The 21,269-nt window shown below is 51.4% G+C and carries 17 protein-coding genes and 1 pseudogene; 2 read left to right on the plus strand and 16 right to left on the minus strand.

The genetic code is table 11. The features are described 5' to 3' along the window. Nucleotides 1-5 precede the first annotated feature (5 nt). From FPL14_RS13020 to FPL14_RS13075, 13 genes and pseudogenes are all read right to left on the minus strand, one after another. Nucleotides 6-797 carry an ABC transporter permease gene (locus tag FPL14_RS13020; protein ID WP_229263900.1) on the minus strand — a complete coding sequence of 264 codons (792 nt, stop codon included), beginning with the start codon at nucleotides 795-797 and terminating at the stop codon, nucleotides 6-8. Nucleotides 798-819: 22 nt separating this feature from the next. After that, nucleotides 820-1,608: an ABC transporter permease gene (locus FPL14_RS13025; RefSeq protein ID WP_182303405.1), complete on the minus strand. Its 789-nt coding sequence runs from the start codon at nucleotides 1,606-1,608 to the stop codon at nucleotides 820-822. Nucleotides 1,609-1,611: 3 nt separating this feature from the next. Then, entirely contained in the window at nucleotides 1,612-2,598 is a 987-nt protein-coding gene (locus tag FPL14_RS13030) for an ABC transporter ATP-binding protein (RefSeq protein ID WP_182303406.1), read from the minus strand. A 176-nt stretch (nucleotides 2,599-2,774) separates the two neighbouring features. Next, nucleotides 2,775-3,185, minus strand: coding sequence for a DUF5110 domain-containing protein (locus FPL14_RS29920; RefSeq protein ID WP_229263976.1), 411 nt, complete (start codon nucleotides 3,183-3,185; stop codon nucleotides 2,775-2,777). 27 nt (nucleotides 3,186-3,212) lie between these two features. After that, nucleotides 3,213-4,208 (minus strand): annotated as a pseudogene (locus FPL14_RS30325) (glycoside hydrolase family 31 protein); the annotation flags it as partial. Beyond that, nucleotides 4,181-5,224 (minus strand): TIM-barrel domain-containing protein, encoded by a 1,044-nt coding sequence (locus tag FPL14_RS30330; RefSeq protein WP_267875419.1) that lies wholly within the window; start codon nucleotides 5,222-5,224, stop codon nucleotides 4,181-4,183. The pseudogene FPL14_RS30325 and the gene FPL14_RS30330, both read right to left, overlap by 28 nt. A gap of 252 nt (nucleotides 5,225-5,476) precedes the next feature. Next, the gene (locus FPL14_RS13045) at nucleotides 5,477-6,031 is read right to left on the minus strand and encodes a histidine phosphatase family protein (protein ID WP_182303408.1); all 555 of its coding nucleotides are present in this window, start codon (nucleotides 6,029-6,031) and stop codon (nucleotides 5,477-5,479) included. A gap of 12 nt (nucleotides 6,032-6,043) precedes the next feature. Beyond that, on the minus strand, nucleotides 6,044-6,763 hold the full coding sequence (locus FPL14_RS13050) for an HAD family hydrolase (protein WP_182303409.1): 720 nt from the start codon (nucleotides 6,761-6,763) through the stop codon (nucleotides 6,044-6,046). 46 nt (nucleotides 6,764-6,809) lie between these two features. Next, complete coding sequence (locus FPL14_RS13055; RefSeq protein ID WP_182303410.1) at nucleotides 6,810-9,881, minus strand: hybrid sensor histidine kinase/response regulator; 3,072 nt, start codon at nucleotides 9,879-9,881, stop codon at nucleotides 6,810-6,812. A 194-nt stretch (nucleotides 9,882-10,075) separates the two neighbouring features. After that, nucleotides 10,076-12,517 carry a glycoside hydrolase family 31 protein gene (locus tag FPL14_RS13060; protein ID WP_182303411.1) on the minus strand — a complete coding sequence of 814 codons (2,442 nt, stop codon included), beginning with the start codon at nucleotides 12,515-12,517 and terminating at the stop codon, nucleotides 10,076-10,078. A 93-nt stretch (nucleotides 12,518-12,610) separates the two neighbouring features. Next, the gene (locus FPL14_RS13065; protein WP_182303412.1) at nucleotides 12,611-13,909 is read right to left on the minus strand and encodes an ABC transporter substrate-binding protein; all 1,299 of its coding nucleotides are present in this window, start codon (nucleotides 13,907-13,909) and stop codon (nucleotides 12,611-12,613) included. Nucleotides 13,910-14,036: 127 nt separating this feature from the next. Continuing rightward, on the minus strand, nucleotides 14,037-14,873 hold the full coding sequence (locus FPL14_RS13070) for a carbohydrate ABC transporter permease (protein ID WP_182303413.1): 837 nt from the start codon (nucleotides 14,871-14,873) through the stop codon (nucleotides 14,037-14,039). Continuing rightward, nucleotides 14,873-15,754 (minus strand): carbohydrate ABC transporter permease, encoded by an 882-nt coding sequence (locus FPL14_RS13075; RefSeq protein ID WP_182303414.1) that lies wholly within the window; start codon nucleotides 15,752-15,754, stop codon nucleotides 14,873-14,875. Before FPL14_RS13075 ends, FPL14_RS13070 begins: the two co-directional genes overlap by 1 nt. A gap of 138 nt (nucleotides 15,755-15,892) precedes the next feature. On the opposite strand from FPL14_RS13075, the gene FPL14_RS13080 reads away from it, so the two are divergent. After that, entirely contained in the window at nucleotides 15,893-17,683 is a 1,791-nt protein-coding gene (locus tag FPL14_RS13080; RefSeq protein WP_182303415.1) for a cache domain-containing sensor histidine kinase, read from the plus strand. Beyond that, nucleotides 17,680-19,293 carry a response regulator transcription factor gene (locus FPL14_RS13085; protein ID WP_182303416.1) on the plus strand — a complete coding sequence of 538 codons (1,614 nt, stop codon included), beginning with the start codon at nucleotides 17,680-17,682 and terminating at the stop codon, nucleotides 19,291-19,293. The genes FPL14_RS13080 and FPL14_RS13085 overlap by 4 nt, the downstream gene beginning before the upstream one ends. 31 nt (nucleotides 19,294-19,324) lie before the next feature. Here the strand turns inward: FPL14_RS13085 and FPL14_RS13090 are convergent, their stop codons facing one another. From FPL14_RS13090 to FPL14_RS13100, 3 genes are all read right to left on the minus strand, one after another. Then, a complete protein-coding gene (locus tag FPL14_RS13090) occupies nucleotides 19,325-19,681 on the minus strand; it encodes a nucleotide excision repair endonuclease (protein WP_182303417.1) in 357 nt (118 codons plus the stop codon). A 67-nt stretch (nucleotides 19,682-19,748) separates the two neighbouring features. Beyond that, on the minus strand, nucleotides 19,749-20,585 hold the full coding sequence (locus FPL14_RS13095) for a YitT family protein (RefSeq protein WP_182303418.1): 837 nt from the start codon (nucleotides 20,583-20,585) through the stop codon (nucleotides 19,749-19,751). Between the two features lie 22 nt (nucleotides 20,586-20,607). Then, nucleotides 20,608-21,201 carry a TetR/AcrR family transcriptional regulator gene (locus tag FPL14_RS13100; RefSeq protein WP_182303419.1) on the minus strand — a complete coding sequence of 198 codons (594 nt, stop codon included), beginning with the start codon at nucleotides 21,199-21,201 and terminating at the stop codon, nucleotides 20,608-20,610. Nucleotides 21,202-21,269: the final 68 nt, after the last annotated feature.

Consider the following 21,269-nt stretch of genomic DNA (forward strand, 5'->3'; position numbering starts at 1 on the left):
GTCTTCTAATTCCCCGTGCTCGAGAACGCCCGCAGACCTCTGTTCCAGAATAAGTAGGCGATCGTCAGGCTTAACGCGGCGACCAGTGGAGTTAGCAACGCGAATTGGCGGAATCCGGACGGATCGATAAAGACGGCCGCCGGATAGAACGCGGTGAACCCGTACGGAATGATCCAAGTGAGCACGAATTGAATTCCTTTGCCGTAGATTCCCATCGGGTATCTGGCGAAGTCGCTTGTTCCTTGCACCGCCACCATGACGGGCAAGCTGTCTAGCATCCAGAACGAGAAGGTGGCGAAGAACAAGTTAACGGCCAAGAAAATAGCCGCGCTGGATACAATCATAAGAATCAGCAACAGGACATCGGTTATCGCCCAGTCCACTCCTAAGTGAGGCACTGCAGTGAATAGGACGATCAGGCCGATAAGAAAGCTGCCAACCCCATCCTGCTGCACCCGGTCCGCGATCAAGTGAAACAATACGTTCACCGGACGAATCATCAGTCTATCGAAATTCCCGGGGCGAATATATTGCCAACCTACCGTCCATAAGTTATCGAAAAAGATATGCTCGATCGATCTGCCCAGAAGCGCGATCGCATAGATAAACAGAATTTGATGGAACGTCCAGCCGTGCAACGAATCGATCTGCTGGAACACGATGCTGACGAACAGAATCGCGGTTCCCTGAATTAGAAACACGGAGAGAACGCCGATGAAGAAGTCGGCCCGATATTCCATCATGACCTTCAAACGCGCCTTGAAAAACTGCCAATAGAGCTTGCTGTAATGCCTCACGACGAGTTCCTCCTCTCTGTAATTAACCCCCGAATATCGTCACCTTGCGGATAGCGACAGACCATGCCAAACGAATGGCCGCGAAAATTCCGCACAGCCACAGCAATTGAATGAGAATCGCGTAAAAAATATCCGATCCCGCTATCTGCCCCGTGTAGATGGATACGGGAACGTAAACCATGGACTGGAACGGCAGGAACCGGCTTAGCGTTTGGAGCCATTGCGGGAACATCGTAATAGGCAGCAGCCCGCCGGAGAAGAACAGAAAGATCGCATTGCGAAGGACGCGCATCCCCCAAATATTAATAAGCCAGAAAGCCATAATTCCGACGACCAGATCAAGCTGAGCTCCGATAAGAATTCCGAGAAGGGCGCTGAGTAAGAAGATGGGGAAATCAATCCATTGGCTCGGTGCGTTGATTCCAATGAAGAAGTACGCGATAAGCATCAAGGGAAGCGCCTCCCGAACCGTCCCCGTGATTTTGTTGCCTAGATCAAGAGCCACTAATTTATCAAGCAGATTATAGGGGCGCATGAGCTCTATCGCCACGCTGCCGTCGCGAACGTTATTCGCCAATTGCGTGCCCACCCCCGCAGTGTAATTGCTAAGCGCGGCGGCCAGAATCACGTATGTGATCATCATATCCAGCGGCATCCCGTCGAGCGTAGTCCGATTCTCGTACACCGCATGCCAAAAGGCATAGATAATCAGCATCCGCAGGATCATCGATGCCGTCCCCGCCCAATACCAAGCCGTATACGCGGTATCGATCTTAATCTGAGACTTCGTCATTTCCCAGTATTTTCTCATCGTCTATATACCCCGCTCGTATATTTCCTGCACGATCGTTTCGATCTTCGGATCGGCGATCGTCAGATCGCGGATCCGGTAATTTTTCATCATCTCGGTAATGACGTCGGCCGCCGTTATCTCGGTATTGTTAAAGGAAACGCTAATGATGCCTTGTTCATCGCTGCTGGAATCCGCTATGCTCGAGAGCGAGCCGGGAAGTTCGAATTGCCCCTCCAAGTCCAGCTCGAAGTGAATGACCCGCTTATGCCCGAATTGATCCTTAATCGACTGCAAGCTTCCGTCATAGAGAACTTTGCCCTCGTCGATGATAATAATCCGATTGCAGATTTCCTCGATGTCCTGCATGTCGTGGGTCGTCAGAATGACCGTCGTTCCCTTGGCCTGATTCATCTTTCTGATAAACTCACGTATTTTCGCTTTGACCGCAACGTCCAATCCGATCGTCGGTTCGTCGAGGAACACGACGGCGGGATTGTGCAGGAACGCCGCGGCCAACTCGCAACGCATCTTCTGCCCCAGCGATAGCTGCCTAACCGGCACGCCCAGCAGCGGCTCTAGCTGGAGAACCTCCGTGAACGTCTTGATCGTCTCTTGATATTCATCCTCCGGAATCTGATAGATATGCTTCAGCAGGTCGTAGGATTCACGCACGGCAATGTCCCAGAAGAGCTGCGAACGCTGCCCGAATACGGCTCCGATATTTTGGGCGTTTCGCTTCCGCTCCTTGTAAGGGATTACGCCGTTCACCATTACGTCGCCGCCGCTCGGGGTGAGAATTCCGCATAACATTTTGATCGTAGTCGACTTACCCGCTCCGTTGGCGCCGATATAACCGACCATTTCCCCTGGACGAATTCGCAAGTCGATCCCGTCCACCGCCTTCTTAACCTCATACTCCCGCCGGAAAAGCCCCTGGATTGCCCCCGTTAAACCAGGCTTTTTCTTGGCAATCCGATAATGCTTCGTCAATCCGCTAACTTCGATCATGGCGTTGGTAATCCCCCTCTGTAGGTAAAAAAATAAAAAAACCCCCGACTTCTCTATACAGAGAAATCGGGGTTGATAACAAACCGACAAATCGGTTCGCCATACATTGCCCTTAATTTGTATAAACGGATTGTAAATGGTAACGGTTACCACGTCAATCCTTAATCTTATATCTGTTATTTTACGATTACGTTCCTCTCGGCTCCCGATTTGATCTTTATATAAGTAACGTCCCCATACTGGTCCGTGCCGCGCGACCACTCTTCGCCCGACTGGCTTACGAGCGTATCGAGGTTCTTGGTTTCGGCTGATGCCTTTCCATTGACGGTGACGCTCCGTCCTGCGCGACCGTGAAGCTTAACCAAGTAATCTCTCACGTCCGGCACGAAATTTCCCTCGACGGAAGAAGCCGCGAACACGGATTCCCCGTCCTTATCTTGCAAGGATAAGCGTTGCTTGAAATATTGCCCGTTCTCGTAGCCGTAAGATGACCCATCGTCATCATAATAATTAAACGATGTCTCCGTAACATCCGGGAAGACGTCGAGGGTTACGAGCTCGACCTTCTTCTCCCCGACATAGTTCATAACCGGCTGCGTGGGAATGATCGCTCCCTTCTTGATAAACAAGGGAATATCGGACCAATTGTCCAAATCGACCTTATGGGGTACGGATTGCCCGCCCTCATGCACGCTGCCGTCCGCGTAATCTATCCATGTGCCTTGCGGCAAATAAATCGACTTGGTCGCTTCCTCCCCGTTCACCACCGGAGATACGAGCAGCCAATCCCCGAACATCCAGGAGTCGACGTTGTTCTCGACTTGCGGATCTTGCGGATAATCGAACACCAGCGGCCGGACAAGTCCGATTCCCGTCTCGTACGCATTCCTTTCATAAGAGTAAATGTACGGAAGAAGCCGATAGCGCAGTTCGATCGCCGCTTTCGCCGCAGCCTCGGCTTTGTCTCCGAATACCCATGGCTGGCGCTGTTCATCCATTTTGGCGTGTACCCGGAAGATCGGAGTAAAAGCGCTGAATTGCATCCACCGCGCGTAGTTGTCGGGCTCCGGGTTGCCGTGGAAACCGCCCGTATCCATCCCCCACTTGAACTGCCCTACGTTAATCGAGGACAGCATGCGTTCCCGCTGGCTTGCCATCGTATCGAATCCGGAGTTGATATCCCCCGACCATAATCCGTAAGCGTATTTCTGCGCGCCAAGATAATAATTCCGGTTAATCGACCAGACTCTCTGCTCGGTGTTGCTGCGCTGACCCTCATAGAGTCCCTTCTGCATGTTAATGAACTGCATGGTCGTATAACCTTCATCCGCTTCATCATTCCAATACCCGACGATTCCCGTGTCGAAGGCTTGCTTCGTATGTTCATAGTACCATTTGCGAACTTCCTCGCTGCCGAAGTCGAGATCGTTAACGGGAAGTCCCGAAAAATAATCCAAATAAACCTTTTTACCCGGCCACCAGAAACCGTGCTCCGTCGCATAGCGCCCTTGCTCCGTATCGACATGGAGGCGCGGCTTAAAAATGCCCGTTAACTTGATCCCCGCCTGATCCATCTTTCGTTTCAACTGTCCGGAAGCTCCGCTCGGGAACTTCTCCTCATTCCACCGGAACTCGCCGTAGTTGTCTTGGCTCCACGCCTTCCAATCGAAATCGAGCGTGAAGCGTCGATCGGAATTTGTTTCTCCCGGTAGGTGCTGACATGCTGCAGCAGTTCCTTCTCGTCGATTCCCCACTCGCTGTTCATGAAGCCCATCGACCATTTGGGAAACAGAGGCGGTTTGCCGCTTATATCGGCCACGGTTGCCATCATGTCCGCCGGACTGCCGACCAAGATAAAATACTGGGGACTCTTCTTCGATGTATTCGTAAAGGAAACGATTCCTTTGCTATTGTAGAACCTTGCGTTAATCGTATCCACCAACAAGCCGTATCCCGTGCTGCTCCATGCTAACGGCGCTCCCGGATGGCCTTGCTTCCCGCCCTGAACGAATTCCGCCGTGCCCAAGAGAATGCCATCCGCCGAATTTTCCGACGCCTCGTACCCTCCGATGCCGTAGAACCGATCATCCTCGTCATGTTTAAATTCAATCTCGTCTTGTAACGTATTGAGCAGATCAGGCTGTTCCAGCAAAAGCTTCTTCTTTGCATCATAGACCGTGAGGCTGCGCTTGTTTAGATCAATCGCCGCTTCCATCCGGTCCGTAGTGATTCGAACAAGGTTTCCCGTCGCATCGATTGTCGCTCCCGCCGGATCGAACTCCGTGAACGCAATAACCTCCGTATCCGGCTCTGCCGCTCCGTTCGGGTTCACTCGTACTCTAATCGCATCCGATTGAATAACGTCGAGTATAATGGCCGTCGTACCCGACTTCAGCTCCAGATGATCCCCTTCGGATTTTACGACGACGAACGGCTCCCCATCGGATACTCGCTTAGCCGCCGCCTCGGAAGTTTGCCGAGCCGTCGAGGAGGGGGCGGCGGCTTCGGTATCCTCGGCAGAGTCCTTGCTGAGAAGCGCGTTCCCACCCAGTATGATTAAGGCGACAATGACTAAAGTTATTCCGTACAACGCCCAGCTTTTCTTCTTCGATTGCGGCAATTCCATTCCCCCATTGAATAGGTTCGAGCGATCCTTTCCTGCTCTTCTATTTTTTGCCACCTATTTTATCAAGCGGGGGCGGCAACCGAACACCTAAATCATTAACCTGTTTGGTGTTAAATATTGTTGTTCAGGTTTCGCTTAGATTTCCTATTGTACCGGGAAACAGGGCACTTTTTTGGCCTTCATTCTTCATGTGCCGCTGTTTCCGCTCAACGAAGCCGCTGCTTGATCCGTTCGGAACAACAAACAACCCCGCTAGCGATTAGCGGGGTTGACTTCGTTCTCGTAAATATGCAGAACGCCGTTTTTCGGAATTTTGAACTTGGGGCCTCGAAATCCCCTTCGCACCAGTTCTTTGCGCATATAGATCATCATTGCCGCATGGCTGACGATCAGTACGTTGTCCCCATCCGAAGATTGGGCATCATCCAGCACTTTCTTAATTCGTTCCTTCGCTTCGGCAATATCTTGTCGGGCTTGTCGGTTGAATAGCCATGAGGTGCGAATCAGAATAGCCCACGCTAGGAACGGGAGCTTAAGGCCGGTAGTGAACGTAGGGGCCGGAATTTCCCTTAACTCCGATTTGGCGTGAACGGTTCCTTCGTAGATCAGCTCGGCGGTTCGTCTCGCTCTGGCCATATCGCTGGCAAGGCAACGATTCCACTCCGTGTCCCCTAGTTCGGTCGTTCCCGGTTCGATATCGGCGAGATCGTATTCCCGAAACCATTGAGCTACCTCTGCCGCGCTGTAGCGACTTCCCTTGGGATACTCCTTCTTCACCTTAAAGTGTCTAACCAATCCGATTTTCAAAACCTTCACCCTTTACGTAACGTTAAGCAGTTCCGCCACCCGGCGGAATCGTCCGTCCCAAATTTGATATTTGCAATCGACCTTATCCGCTTCGGGCGAGCTATTGGAGTGGATATAACAACCGTCGATCCCGGCACGGCGTGCGCCCTCGATATCGGTGGTCGAATCGTTGCCGATCATGATGGCCGAGGAAAGATCAGCCCCATACTCCTGGGCGAGGTACTCGTAAAACAACTTGTCCGGCTTGCAGATGCCCGCTTCCGAGGAAATCGCGATCCCATCGAAATAATCGTATATGCCTAATAACCGAAGCTCCCCTTCTATGAAGGTTTTCTGTCCGTTGGAGAGCAAATACACTTTTTTGCGGTTAGCTTTCAACCTCTTCAGCAAATCTTCTACGCCGTCATACAATGCCAATCTTCTGATAGATAATAACCGGAACCACTTTACCGTTTCTTCCGCCCAGGCTGGCGTTGCCTTAATCCCTCTTCTGCGTGCCATCTCCGCGAAGGTCTCGTGCATGTCGAAGTCGGGATGCTCGCATTCGATTCGAGGAGCAGCCATCTGACGCTTAATCTCCTCCCCGAAATCTTTCGCCAGCTCCTCGGGCTCGGCCGGCATTCCGCTATATCGGAAATGCAAGCTAAGCCGATTCCAGAGCTCTGGCGAATCCTCATCCGTATGGATATCGATCAATGTTCCGTATAAATCGAATATGTAAGTATCGTACATCTCCTGCTTCTCTCCTTCGTGATTAAGTCGTTCATCGAGCGCAAAGCTATCTTCTCACGACAAAGGAAACGAGAGTTCCTTGGCCGGGAGAGCTGACCACCCGAAGTCCTTGACCGTATAACTGTCTTAAGCGGCGATCCGTGTTAGCGAGGCCGATTCCCGATCCGCGTCCGGCCTCCGGTTGTTTCCGGAGCACTTGATTCAACGTATCTCCGTCCATGCCTACGCCGTCATCTTGAACGGAAATCTCCGCATACTCATCGAATTCGCCAACTCGTATTTGAATTTTACCCCCGCGTGCGCGCTTTAACAAGCCGTGTCTAACGGCATTCTCCACAAGCGGCTGAATAGATAGCGGAGGGATATTCAACTGCAGGCCTTCCTCTATGTCCCAAACGACTTGAATCCGATCTTCGAAACGTTCCTGTTCGATGAAGAGATAAGCGCGAACGAGCTCCAGCTCTCTATGCAACGGAACAATCCGATCCGAATTGTCGAAATCGAAGCTCGCTCTTAAATAATCTCCGAATACCCGCAGCAAATTTCTCATTCTTACGATATCGATTTCACTGAGCGCGGCCAAGGAATTCAGCGTGTTAAATAGAAAATGCGGCTGGATCTGCGCCTGAAGCCATGCGGATTCCATTCTCGTCTGCTCGCGAACGGCACGGGTCACTTGCGTTAATGCCCCTACGCGCGACCTTAGTTCTAACGCATCTACCGGTTTGGTCACATAATCGTTAGCCCCGGACTTAAATCCGGCTTCGATATCTTCCGCGCGGCTGCGTGCCGTAAGGAGCAGAATAGGCAGTTCCGAATGAGAGAATCGGGCCCTCACGGCTTGGGCGACTTCATAACCGGACATGCGGGGCATCATGACGTCGACGATGAGTAAATCCCACATTCTGGAGTCTAACAAGGATAAGGCTTCCGCCCCGCTCGTGGCCGTCACGATATCATAGTTGTTCGGAGAGAGCACGCTTGCCAATACGCTCAGATTTACCGGATCGTCATCAATGGCCAGAATGCTTGGCCTATCTACGGTAACATGATCGGCAATCGCGATCGTCGCTGCAGCCGCTTCGTCGGCGGCGGTCGTCTCTGGAAGGAAGAGGGGAACGACCGGCTCTGCCGCAGCTCCGTCCGCGAGCGATTCGCCCAAAGCGGATATCGGCATGGAAAAGGCGAACACGGATCCTTGGTCTGGGATGGAGCGAACCGTAAGCGTGCCGTCATGGAGCTCCACCAGACGTTTGGTAATGGTTAATCCGAGCCCGAGGCCCGAAGCGGACGAATAAACGTCGCCTTGTTCGTAGGGCTCGAATATTCGGCTCTGCGTTTCTTCGTCCATTCCGATTCCCGTATCCGAGATTTGAATAATGGCTTTGCCGTCCTTGACGTACGCATCGATCTTGATCTGACCTTCATCCGTGAATTTCGCCGCGTTATGAAGAAGATTGAATAGGATTTGAATAAGCCGATTCTCGTCCGCTCGGATCGGTGGAAACGAACTGGGGATATTCACGATAAGCCGGATCGGCTTCCCTTCCGTCATGAACCGGATCATATCCAACACTCCGGATACCACCGTCTGGATGCGGAGGTTCACCGGGTGCAATCTTATGCGATTATCCTTAAACCGGGCGAGATCCAGCAGGTCGTCCAGTAAATGCGACATTCTCTTGCCGACGGATACGAGCAGCTTCATGCGGGTTTCGTTTCGGTCTTGGTCATACGGGCCATCGCTGTCTATTACGGTTTGCGCGATATTCAGAATGCCGTGCAGCGGATTTCTCAATTCATGGGACGTATTCACCAAGAACTCGTCTTTAAGCTTGTCCGCCGCTTGCAATTTCTCCGCGAGCCTAGCCGATTCGGCAGAGGCCCGGAAGTAACGTTTAAACCAATACAAGGCAAATGCAATGAAAGCCGCGAGCATATCAAAGGGGTAATAACCGCCCGTGATCGTACCCGAGTTCTTGATGATCCCCCAGATTACGTTCATGATAATGGCTGTCGTCCCGAGCAGTAAATAAATGACGTCATGGCTTCCTCTTCGGACAGCCAGAACGGACAGCACGGGAACGATTACAAACGGAATTACCGTCAAAAGCGTATGAAAGAGGTCGGAATAACTCAATATTTTAATCGGCAAGATCAAGACGAATAGGGCGTAGAGACCGCATACGGCCAAGTACCAACGAGATTTACGCAAGATGGAGAACGGAGGAAGCAGGCCCTTAAAATATTGCAAGTTAAATGCCGCGATACCCAAAAAAGAAAGATAATACAGTTTATAGGTCCATTCGTAGTTAACCGGAAACCATGCCGGCAAAATACGGTCGTCATCGATAATAATCGTGACCGTCCCGCAGACGAACATGAGCGAGAAGTAAAGAAGCGACTTATGGCGGGCTCCGATAACATACAGAATAATCGTGTAAACGGCATGCATCAGCAAGAGGAGACAAACTCCCAGCTGGTTACCTATCGAGAACCAAGTCGCACGCGTAACGGCAGCCTCCGTACCGAATTTGATCGGCTGCATCATTCCGCCCATCACCCGATCATCGTAATTCGCGACGTGAACGACAATGTCGATGACGCTCCGGTCGGTCGTGAACGAAGCGGAATACGGTACGTTCGAAGCCGTATACTCCTCCGCGTTCTCGGCCGGTTGACCCGATTGGGCAAGCAGTTGCCCATTCACGAATACCGCGGAGGAAGACGAGATACCCGGTATGCGAATGCTATAAGATTGCGTGCTATTAGGTTCGATTAAGATCCGCAAACGATAGGAGCCATAGCCGAAGGTCGAATCCCGTTCCGAGGACAAATCCCGTTTCCAGTCGCTCGGGAGCGACACGATCTTGGCGTCGCCGTCCCACGCGTCCCCGTTTTTCGGGCTTTGCATGATCAGCTTGTACGGGAAAAACTCCCACTCGCCATTGAGTGAGAGAACGGAATCGGAGGATGAATCCCAACTTCGCAAATCCAGTTGGCCATTGTCGGCTTTGACGTCACTCGGAGAGTTTTGATTTTGAATCCATACTAGCCGAATTCCTGTCAGAACCAGCATGAACAAAATGATAATCGCGGCGATTTTTCTTTTCTGCATAATGAGCTATAAATTCGACAAAAAAAGCGGGAATCCTTTATCTTCCTTTTTCGTCCTGGTAGATATCCATCCGGTTTCTCGTCCGGTTAGCTGGCGGATTCCTAAATGATCAATTATCGCCGTTTCTTGCGCAATCGCCTATGAACGGAGAAAAAAACCACACTCCGGTAAGAGTGTGGTTCGCCTTGCAAGGATTATATCGTAATCACGAGCTTGCCGCCTTCGGCCCGATCGGCGACTTGAATCAGAAGCTCGTCCGTAGACGGATTATGCAACCAGCCTTCCGCACCGGCGGCTAACTCTTCAGCCGTAAGGCGTTGCAAGCCCTCAACTTGGCTCGCCGCGAAGCTGGCGCGACGGAACGAGAACCGAAGCTGCTTGCGCGCCTGCTTAAACCCGTTCGCCGCATCATAACTCCAATTCAACTCGACGGTTTTCAGGCCTCCAACCACATTCAGGGATAATTCGGAATACGAACCCTGGCGATAGTCGAAGCTGACGCCGTCATCTTCATATAACGTATAAGCGGACTCGAAACCGGTCGACGCCGCGGCTCCGTATACGTGGAACGTTACCGGCTCCTCGGATACGTCGTCCGCGCTTTGCGCAAGCGGACCTTCGGCGAGAATCGCCCCTGCCCGAACGTACATCGGCATAATTTCCAAAGGCGCATGCGCAAGAATCGTGCGGCCTCCCTCGCGAACTTCCCCCGTCCAATAATCGATCCATGTTCCCGCAGGCAAATAGACGGAGCGGTGATCGGTATCCGGGCGGTACACGGGAGCGATCAAGAGATCTTTCCCCAGCAGGAACTGATCGCATAGGTTCGTGACTTTCGGGTCGGACGGATACTCGAGCAGCAGCGGACGCATGATCGGCAGGCCGGTCGTTGCGGCTTCCCGGAACAAATTATAGAGATAAGGCATAAAGCGATAGCGCAATCCGATGTAGTCGCGCACGATTTCCTCCGCCTTGTCGCCGAACGACCACGGCTCCTGGCGAACGGTTCCGATCGCGGAGTGGTTGCGGCAATACGGGAAGAACGCGCCCATCTGCGTCCAACGCACAAGCAATTCACCGGAAGCGTGATGCGCGAATCCGCCGATATCCGGCCCGGCGAACGGTATGCCGGACAAGCCCATGTTCAGCACCATCGGCATGGCCATCGCCATATGCTCCCAGAAGCTGCGGTTATCGCCCGTCCACACCGCGGCATAACGTTGAATTCCGGAATAGCCGGCACGCGTAAGCACGAACGGACGCTGTCCGTCCAAATGACGGCTAAGACCCTCATAGGTAGCCTTGGACATTAGCATCCCGTAAAGATTATGCAATTCTTCGTGGGTTCTCGGCTTGCCGTTGTTCCCATGCATCGCGTCGAGATCCATCGTCTTGCTCTCGTTGAACAGAGCCGGCTCGTTCATATCGTTCCAGATGCCTTGAATACCGAGTTCCGTGTAGTAACGATGTAAATCTCCCCACCATTCCGAAGTCCGGTCTTCCGTGAAATCCGGGAACGCGCTTATGCCCGGCCATACTTCGCCCAAGACGATATCGCCTTCCAGCTTCTTAACGAAGTGGTTGTCCCGAACGCCCTCTTGATACGCTTTATATTTCGGATCCTTCTTCACGCCCGGATCGACGATAGGGATAATTCGCATGCCGAGCGACTTCAGCTCCGCCATCATTCCCTCGGGATCGGGGAAACGCACCGGATCGAAAGTAAACACGCGGTATTCGTCCATATAATGAATGTCCAAGTAGATGACGTCGCAAGGGATTTTTTTCGCGCGGAATGACCGAGCCAATTCAAGAACCTCTTGCTGATTCATATAGCTGTAACGGGACTGATGGTACCCGATAGCCCATTTCGGAGGAAGATCGATCCGTCCGGTCAGTACCGTATACCGGGAAACGACGTCCTTTAATCGAGGACCGTTAATAAAGTAGATGTCGTAGGCTCCCGTTGCGCAAGAAATCGAGAAAGTCGTTTCCGACGACCTCATATCGAAATCGGAGCGTCCCGGGTTATCCAAGAACAACCCGTAGCTGTGCTCCCCGTGCATATGAATCAATAGAGGGATCGATTGATAGAGAGCTTCGATCTCCGGCACGTGAGGCGCGTATACGTCTGTATTCCAGTTCGTGTACCGCTCGCCGCGCTTGTCCAAGAACCCGGTCTTCTCGCCCAAGCCGTAGAAATGGGATTCCTTAGGCATCTCGTACGTGGCGCTTAATTGTCCGCGCGCATCCCAACTAACCGGATTTTGCTGCGCAATCGTTTGCGCTTTGAGATCTTCGATCAAGAAGCCGCAATTGCTCTTGTCTATGATCAAGCGAATCGTGGACGTAACGAAGATGAATTGCGCGTCGTTCTCTTGCGTTTTAACTTCCGCTTCGCTTACTTGCGGCAATACCCCTGGCGTCGTGGAGAGATCCGCATGCGTACCTTGAAAAATTTTAATCCGAAACACATCGTCCGTCAGGAACACGATGGCCGCGTTGCCTTTGTTGCCTCGGCAAATATACGCGTCGCCTTCCTTCTCGAGCGACTTGAAGAACCCAATGCTTTTGCGTAACGCTTGCTCGCCTTCGATCCCGTATTGCTCGGGACGAATCGCCGCGCTTCCCTCCATACTCTTTCCCTCCATCATTTCATGGAAAGAGGCGTCTACCGATAACCCGGCGCGCGCCCCTTTCCATAGTTTGCTATATTTGATTATACTTCTTTATTTTGTTTTTAGGCTATCCCAAGCTTTTTGCAATCCGTCGAACAGTGCCGTTTTATCGGATTTTCCCGCAATATAGGCTTGAATTTGATTCCCGAACTCGTTCATTCCGCCATCCGGGAATTTATTGAAGTTCCAGCTGAGCGCTTTGCCCTCTTGGCTGTATTTCACGACCTCGGCGCCCAGATCTCCCAGATCCTCGCTAGTCGCTTCGATGCTCTTGAACGCCGGGATGAATTTGAATTCCTTCGCGATATATTTTTTGCCGATATCGGAAGTCACGAGCCAGTTCAAAAATTCCTTCGCTTCGGGCTTCACCTTGGAGTTCTTGTTCACGACCCAGTTGTTCGGTACGCCGACGTACAGTTTATCGTTCTCTTCCGCATTGTCGTTGATCGGCATTGGCAAGATTCCAATATTCAGGTTCGGGTTAATGCCGTCGATTTGAACTTGCGTCCAGTTGCCTTGTTGCGTCATGGCCGCTTCGCCGTTGGCGAACAACGTCATTTCGGTATTGTAGTCCGTCGTCAAAGGATTTTTGTTGCCGTATTTCAGCGTCAGGTCAACGAGCTTAGTCCATTCTTCGAAAACAGCGTTGCCCGGGATTTTCTCGGTGCCCTCGTTCAATCCTTTAACGAAAGCATCGGGGTCCTTCTGATGAGCGAAAGCCACGTTCAGCGTGTGGTTCCCCAGAACCCACAGCTCTTGGTATCCGTTCGCGAACGGCGTAACGCCGATGGCCTGCAATTTCTTAGCCGCTTCTTCAAGCTGAGCCAGCGTCTTCGGAGTTTCCGTAATGCCGGCTTTGGCGAACAGATCTTTGTTATAGACGAAACCGTACCCTTCGAGGTTCATCGGTTGGCCGTAAATTTTACCGTCCTTCGTCATCGGCTCTTTCGCAACGTCGACCGTATCCGCTACCCAAGGCTGATCGGACAGATCCTCGAGCTTGTCGAACCAGGTTCCGAGGTCTCTGTAACCGCCGTTGTTGAAAATATCCGGTTCTTCGCCGGAAGCGAATTTCGCTTTCAACGCCGCGCCGTAGTCCGCGCCGCCTCCGACCGTTTGAATATCGAGCTTGATGCCCGGGTGAGTGCTTTCATACTCTGCTTTAAGCCTGTTAAGCGCTTCGGCGATCTCGACTTTGAATTGGAAAATCTTGATCGTTTTCGTTGCCGCCGCGCCGCCGGATTCGGCATTATTGCCTTTGTTGTTGTCGGCTTCCTTCGATCCGCAAGCGGATAAAATCATCGAGAACGCGAGCATCATCACTAGTGTAAGCTTGGTGTATCTTTTCATGGTGGAGCCTCCCTATTCATCTGTATATTTGCTTTTCTGAAATCGTTTACTTCTTCATTGTAGAGAGTCTCAATCCGCAATTGTAGGCAGGATATTGATCAAACAGGTAGACGGAAGTGACCTCCTCTTAACCCTTCACCGCGCCAGCCGTAATGCCTTCGATGATATATCTTTGCATGAACAAGAAGAAGACGATGATCGGCAGAATCCCCATGACGAGCGCCGGCAGAGCCAGATCCCATTGCTTCGTATATTGTCCGAAGAAAGCGAAAGTAGCGATCGGAATCGTGCGTAGCTCTCCGGATTGCAGAATAAGCGACGGCAACAAATAATCGTTCCAGATCCATAGCGTGTTCAGAATGAACACCGTAACGAGCATCGGCTTCATGAGCGGGAACACGACCCGGTAGAAGACGCCGTAGGCATTCGAGCCATCTACCGTCGCCGCTTCCTCGATCTCGAGCGGAATCGATTTGACGAATCCGTGGAACAGGAAGACGGACATCGGCACGCCGAATCCCAGATAACAGACGATCAACCCGGGGATGCTGTCCATGAGCCCAAGAGTGCTAGTAACCTTAACCAGCGGAATCATGATCGATTGGAAAGGAACGACCATCGCGGCTACGAATACGACGAACAGAAATCGATTGAATCGGCTGTTATTCCGCACCATGTAATACGCGGCCATCGCGCAAATGACGACTAACAAGACGTTGCTGACCACCGTAATCAGAACGGAATTCCATAGCGCGGTCGGAAAATTCGTAATATCGAAAGCGCGGGAATAGTTGCCCCATTCCAAGGATTTCGGCAAGGCGGCCGCGCTGGTGAGCAATTCCCCGAACGACTTCACCGAGTTCACGAACAGAAAGTAAAACGGAACCAAGAAGAGGATTCCCAGCACGACCATGATGATTTCCGTCACGATCGTTCCCCCGCGATAGCGTTTCGTGATGTCCATTAAGCTTCAACCTCCTTGCTTTTCGTAAACTTCACTTGAAGGCTCGTAATAACGGCGACGATGACGAAGAAAATAATCGCTTTCGCCGTTCCCAGACCGTATCTGTTTCTCGAGAAAGCTTCATTGTAGATGTTCATCGCCACCGATTCGGTGGAACCGAAAGGTCCGCCTTTGGTTAAGGACAAGTTCAGATCGAACATCTTGAACGACCAAGAGATCGCCAGGAACAAGCAGACCGTGGCAGCCGGCATGATGAGAGGAACAATGATCGAACGCAATACCTGCAACCGGCTGGCGCCGTCGATCTCGGCCGCTTCCAGTACGTCTTGGGGCACATTGTTAAGCGACGAAATATAGATGACCATCAGATAACCGGCCGTCTGCCAGACGAAGACGATGACAAGCGCCCAGAAAGCCGTGTTCTCCGTTCCGAGCCAAGGGAGATTAAAAAAAGAAATTCCCGTCGCGCTCCCGATGGCGGAGAAACCTTTAACGAAAATAAACTGCCAGATAAAACCGAGCAATAACCCCCCGATTACGTTCGGCATGAAGAAAACCGTCCGCAGGAAATTCCGGGTCTTGAGCGGTTTCGTTAGAAAATACGCCAAGAAGAAGCCCGCTACGTTCGTAATCACGACGCCGAGGATCGTAAACTTGGCCGTAAACCAGAACGAGTCGCGGAACGCGCTGTCATGCATGAAAATTTGTTTATAGTTATCGAATCCGACTCCGGATGCCTTGCCCGATATTCCGTCCCAATCCGTGAAGGAATAATACAATCCCAATACGAACGGAATGGCGATGATCAGGATGAAGAATAGGATAGCCGGACCCACGAACACGATCTGCTGCGTCAGACGCGAAGTTTTTTTGCGATTCATCCCGTTTTTCCCCTTTGCTCATTTCGTTTTTTGCTTATAATAAGTATGCTTGAAAGGATTACCCCAAAAAACGGACGATCGTGAACCAATAGGAGTACGATATTGATCTATCACGAGCGAGATACGAGTTGATAACCGATGAAATCCCATAGCATACGTCAAAGACTGATCAAATTCATGCTTATTATTACGGTGGTCCCGTTAGTGCTCTCCTTGGTCATCACGCTGATCCATACCCGTGAATCCGTCAAAGAGCAATCCGTAAACGAGAATGCCCGCCTTATCTTTCAAGGGAAAACGAATCTCGTCAACTATTTGGGCAACATTAACCGCGCGTCAATCGTTGTTTACTCCGATCCGCATTTCCTAAATAATTTGTCCAAAAGCTTGGACGATTACCAAGCCGTCGCCGAAATCTATACGACGTTGCAGAATCTTCAAGGTTCGCTGCCGGATATCCAGCAGGTGTATTTGCATTCCCGTCAGACAAACCAATCCACGTTGATAACGAACAGCATTCCAAGACGTGGATATCGCGACGCGCCTTATGCCAGCACGCTCCGATACGACACCGCGACGGCAAGCATCGAACCGCCGCATCCGGTTCACAGCTATGGATTCCCGCCCTCTCCGAACGATTATAAGGACAGGCAGGTGTTCACGTTCTACCGTCCGATCGTCCGCATTCCGTCCACGGCTCAGCTTGCGATTATGGCCATCGACGTGAATCTGGACGGCATTGCGGCGATCTGTAACCAGCTCTACGAGGCTGACGACGAACAGTTGTACCTGGTGGACAAGAATGGCACGGTCATCTACAGCGGGAACCCCGAAGAGATCGGCCGACCGCTTGCCAGCGGGGATATCGCAGCTAGCGCAACGAATAACCAGTCGGGTTATATTGACGGCAAGAACGCCATCCAAGTCTACGAGCAGCTTGAAGTTCCTTTCGCGGAATGGACCTTGGTCAAACGGATTCCCCATAGCGTCCTCTACCGCGCGTCGACCGAACTGATCACGATTAACGCCATCATCGCCGCGCTTGCGCTTCTTGCGGTTATCTTAGGCACGCTCTTTATTTCCTTCCGAATCACGAAACCGATCAAGCAGCTCGCCGCTTACATGAACCAAATTCAGACCGGACGCTTGAATGTCGATATCGAGGTGGACAGTCAAGACGAGATCGGTACGCTGTCGCGAAGATTCCGGCAAATGATGGATACGATCAACAATCTGATCCTACGCAAGTACCGGCTTGAATTAGCGAATAAGAACAATCAGCTTCGGGCCTTGCAAGCGCAAATCGACCCCCATTTTCTATATAACGCTCTTCAATCGATAGGTACGGTAGCTCTGCAGAATGACGGGCGTCGAGTCTATAATCTTCTCGCTTCGCTGTCCGATATGATGCGTTACAAAATGCGCAGCGGCGAAGCGATGGTAACCCTGCAGGAGGAAATAGACCATCTTAAGCTCTACCTGGATTTACAGAAAGAACGGTTCGACGAGCAGTTCGATTTCGCATTGGACCTGGATCCGAACAGTTTGTCCGCGGCGATTCCCAAGATGACGCTTCAGCCCCTTATCGAGAACTATTTCAAACATGGACTGGAACCTAAGCTCGGCAAGGGGCAACTGTCCGTTCGCAGCCGGGTCCTTCCTTTCAATCGTCTCGTCATCGAGGTTGAAAACAACGGGACATCTATTCCGGAAACGGAGCTTCGGCAATTGCAAGAGGAGTTATCGACGTTGAAAGACGAGCTCGAGGAAAACGGCATCCGGGAGCACTCTTCGATCGGCTTGTACAACGTGCTTATGAGACTACAGCTATACTCCGCGGACACGGCCCGTCTCTTCATTGAGAACGTAGAACCGCACGGCGTGAGAATCACCTTAGAATACGCATGGGAATGGAGCGATCCAACATGAAGGTCTTAATCGTGGACGATGAGAAGCACGTACGGAACGCCATTCATATGCTTGCGGATTGGGATCGGCATGGCATCACCGAAATTTTGCAGGCGGCGGACGGGGAAGACGCGGTCGCCCTCGTTCGGGAACAGGCGCCTCAGATCGTCCTTACCGATATGCGGATGCCCCGCAAAGACGGAGCCGAGCTGTTATCTTGGCTGCATACCCATGCTCCGCACATTAAAGTGATCGTAATCAGCGGGTACGACGACTTTGAATTGGTCCGGCATGCGGTCCGTCACGGCGGAATGGACTATATTCTGAAGCCGGTCAAGGCCGATGCCTTAAACGAAGCGTTGGGCAAAGCAGCGGAATACTGGCGCAGGGAGGAAGAAAGCCGGCGGAAATTCACGCGGAAGAGCATCGAAGTGAACGAAATGAAGCCGCACTATGCGGACAAGCTGCTGACCGAGTTTATTTCGGGACAAGGCCGAAGCGAGCTTCTCCATCAACTGCGCGAAGAGTTTCATTTTCCGTTATCCCTCTCTTCCTGCTCGATAGCCGTACTCTCGGTATCGCATCTGGACCGCCAACTGCTAGCCAAATTCAACAATCAGCTTCAGCTGGTCTTCTTCTCGCTGTGCAATATTTGCAACGAAGTGCTTAACTCGAAGGGAATCTCTTTCCGACACCTGAACAGCGCCGGGGAAATCGTCATCCTCTGCTGGGACGAGCGCAGTCCGTTCGCTGCCCTGCTAGAGGAAATCAATAAGGGAATTTACATGACGCTTCATCGTCATGTTCATTTTGGCCTAGCCGCCAACCGGGATTTTCCGATTGACATGCCGCGCGCCTATCTCGAGGCGTCTAAGGCGCTGTGGAAACGGAATTTGCTCGACTCCCGGCGATTGCATCCTTATCTTGAAGAGGGAAACCCATCGACTCGCCAGCTTCGTCTTGCCGCCATAGAAGAACGGCTTCGCCTTACCGCCCTCAGCGGCAAGCGCGAGCAGATCGAGTCTATCGCCAAGCAGTGGCTCGAAGACGTCAGACGGTCGGGATCGGTAACCCCGGAACAGCTCGTTCAATGGGATAAAGAGTGGGATTGGATGCAAACGCGATGGATCGAAGGCGATGCGGATTCGGGGGGAACTGCCGAAGAGAAAGAACAATCCTATATGGAGATGCCCATGCGCATGCCATTGAACGAGGAGGGGCTGCTGGCTTGGGAAGAGCTTGGGACGGAGATGGTGCAACGGTTGGAAGCCGTCTCCAAAGTTCTGATCCAGCAGCATTCCAAAGATCATTTCTTCATTCATGACATCGCCAAGTACATAGAGGCTCATTATCAAGACGAGATATCGCTGCAAGATATCGCGGCCCGCTTCTTCCTAAGCCGGGAATACATCGCGCGCAAGTTCAAGCAGGAGTACGGCGTCACCTTGCTCGACTATTTAAGCCGCATACGGATCGACAAAGCCAAGCTGTTGCTCCATAATCCCCATCTGCGGATTGCGCAAGTATCGGAGATGGTCGGATACCAGGACGAGAAATATTTCAGCCGTGTGTTCAAGAAGCTGGAAGGGATCAATCCCGGCGAATATCGCAAAGAGCAGACGCTTGGTTAATCGGCTTAGCGTCCGCTCTTTGTATTCGTATTTACCGGAACAATACTTTATCTACGTTATACTTAGCCTTGAATTCGTTAATGATGTAGGTCTCATAGATCTCTCTATGCACGGGATCCTCGACAACGCACACCTCGATTTTCGCGACTTCGTCCCGGTGCGCTTTGATCGGGGATACCGAATCCTCGAAATGCTTCTTGATCCTAGGTCTCAACTTTCTTGCTTTGCCTACGAACAACAGCTCGTCCTTGACGTTGTAGAACATGAAGATGCCGCCTAGTTCCCTGGTTATCAGGTGAAACTCCGTAAACCCGTAAATATTGCTTTCCTTAGGGTCGATTTTCTTAGTAATGCTCACGTCCGGCGCGGGGATCGTGATATTGATCATGACTACTCACTTCCTCTTCGTGTAAACGTTAATACGTGTATATGCGTATGCTACCACATTACTCTAATCATTTCGAAATATCCACGAAGCCTTCCCCGAACACGTCCCTAACGTCGTGAATCGTAATGAACGCGTCCTTGTCGATCGCTCTTACGATTTTCTTGAGCATGCTTACTTCCTGTTTGCTAATGACGATGTAGAGCAGCTCTTTGGGTTCGTTCGTATAATAACCCCGTCCATAGATGACGGTAACGCCCCTCTCCATGATCATCGTCACTTGTTCGGCGATTCGGTTCTGCTCCTTGGACACGATCGTAACCGCCTTCTTCGGGTTGACGCCTTCGATAATGAAGTCCATCACCTTCGTTGCGATATACAGCATCACGATCGTGAGCATGACGCTCTGCGCTCCGATAATGAAATACGAAGCGAATACGACGATCAAATCGAAAAACAAAAGGGCGTAGCTAACGTTCCAGTCCAAGTATTTATTCATGATTCTAGCCAGAATGGTCGAACCCGCGGTCGTTCCGCCGACCCGGATGATCATTCCGATGCCGACTCCGGCGAACACGCCGCCGAATATCGCATTAATGACCACCTCGTCGGATTGGATGTGCCAGCTCTCGGTAAGATGCAGGAACAGGGAGTTAAACAGCACGGCTATGATCGTATACGCCGTCGTGGTCTTGTCCAGAAATCGATAACCTACGACCAGCAATATGGAGTTGAGAATCAGGCTTACGAGTCCGGGAGACCATTCGTACAAGTAATATAGAATGATCGTTATTCCCGTTACTCCCCCTTCTCCGAATTCGTTCGGAATGGCGTACAAGTTGACGGCCAGAGCGAATAATAGCGCCCCTGCTAGGATGATTAGAATATCTATTATGCGTTTTTTCATAGCTGCCCTTCCTTACTTCGAATTATCTCTTCCCGCATACTCCGTAGAAGAACATGTTAATTATGCCGTCCAGGAACTTGGCTTCGTCGCCGCTATTTTGCGCCATCTCCAGTATCGTTTCGTATTGGTTCATGTAGATTTGCATAAACGCCATGACGCTCTCGATCGTGACATCCTCCGATATCTCCCCGCTCGCTTTCCCTTCCTCGATTATTCGAACGGTCAGGGGAATCGCCTTCTCCTTGTACTGCCCTTCGATATAACGGGTCAGCTCGTCGTCATCGGCCAGCAGTTCCTTAATTATTGTCGGCGGAAGCTCTTGATAAGCTTCTTTCTCCCGAAAAAGAATATACTCGATTTTCTCCTTTAGCGAATGGCCCGCGTTCATATACTCCTCGAAATCGTTAATGGCCTTGTCGGAGTAGCTTATAAAGGCTTCGCGAAGCAGAACCTCTTTGCTTCCGAAATAATTGTATATCGTCACCTGCGACACTTTAGCCGTAGCGGCGATGTCGGCAATCCGAATTTTACTCGTGCTCGAAGTTCTCAGCATTTCCAAAGTCGTTTTTATGATTTTTTCTTTAATTCGGTTGGCTCTTTTCTCAAACCCGTTCATTACGTTCACCCTAGCTTCATAGATTATGATGAAATTTATGAAATAAAAAGATAAATATATTTCACGAA

This window comes from Cohnella cholangitidis (genome assembly GCF_014107495.1).
Taxonomy (GTDB): domain Bacteria; phylum Bacillota; class Bacilli; order Paenibacillales; family Paenibacillaceae; genus Cohnella; species Cohnella cholangitidis.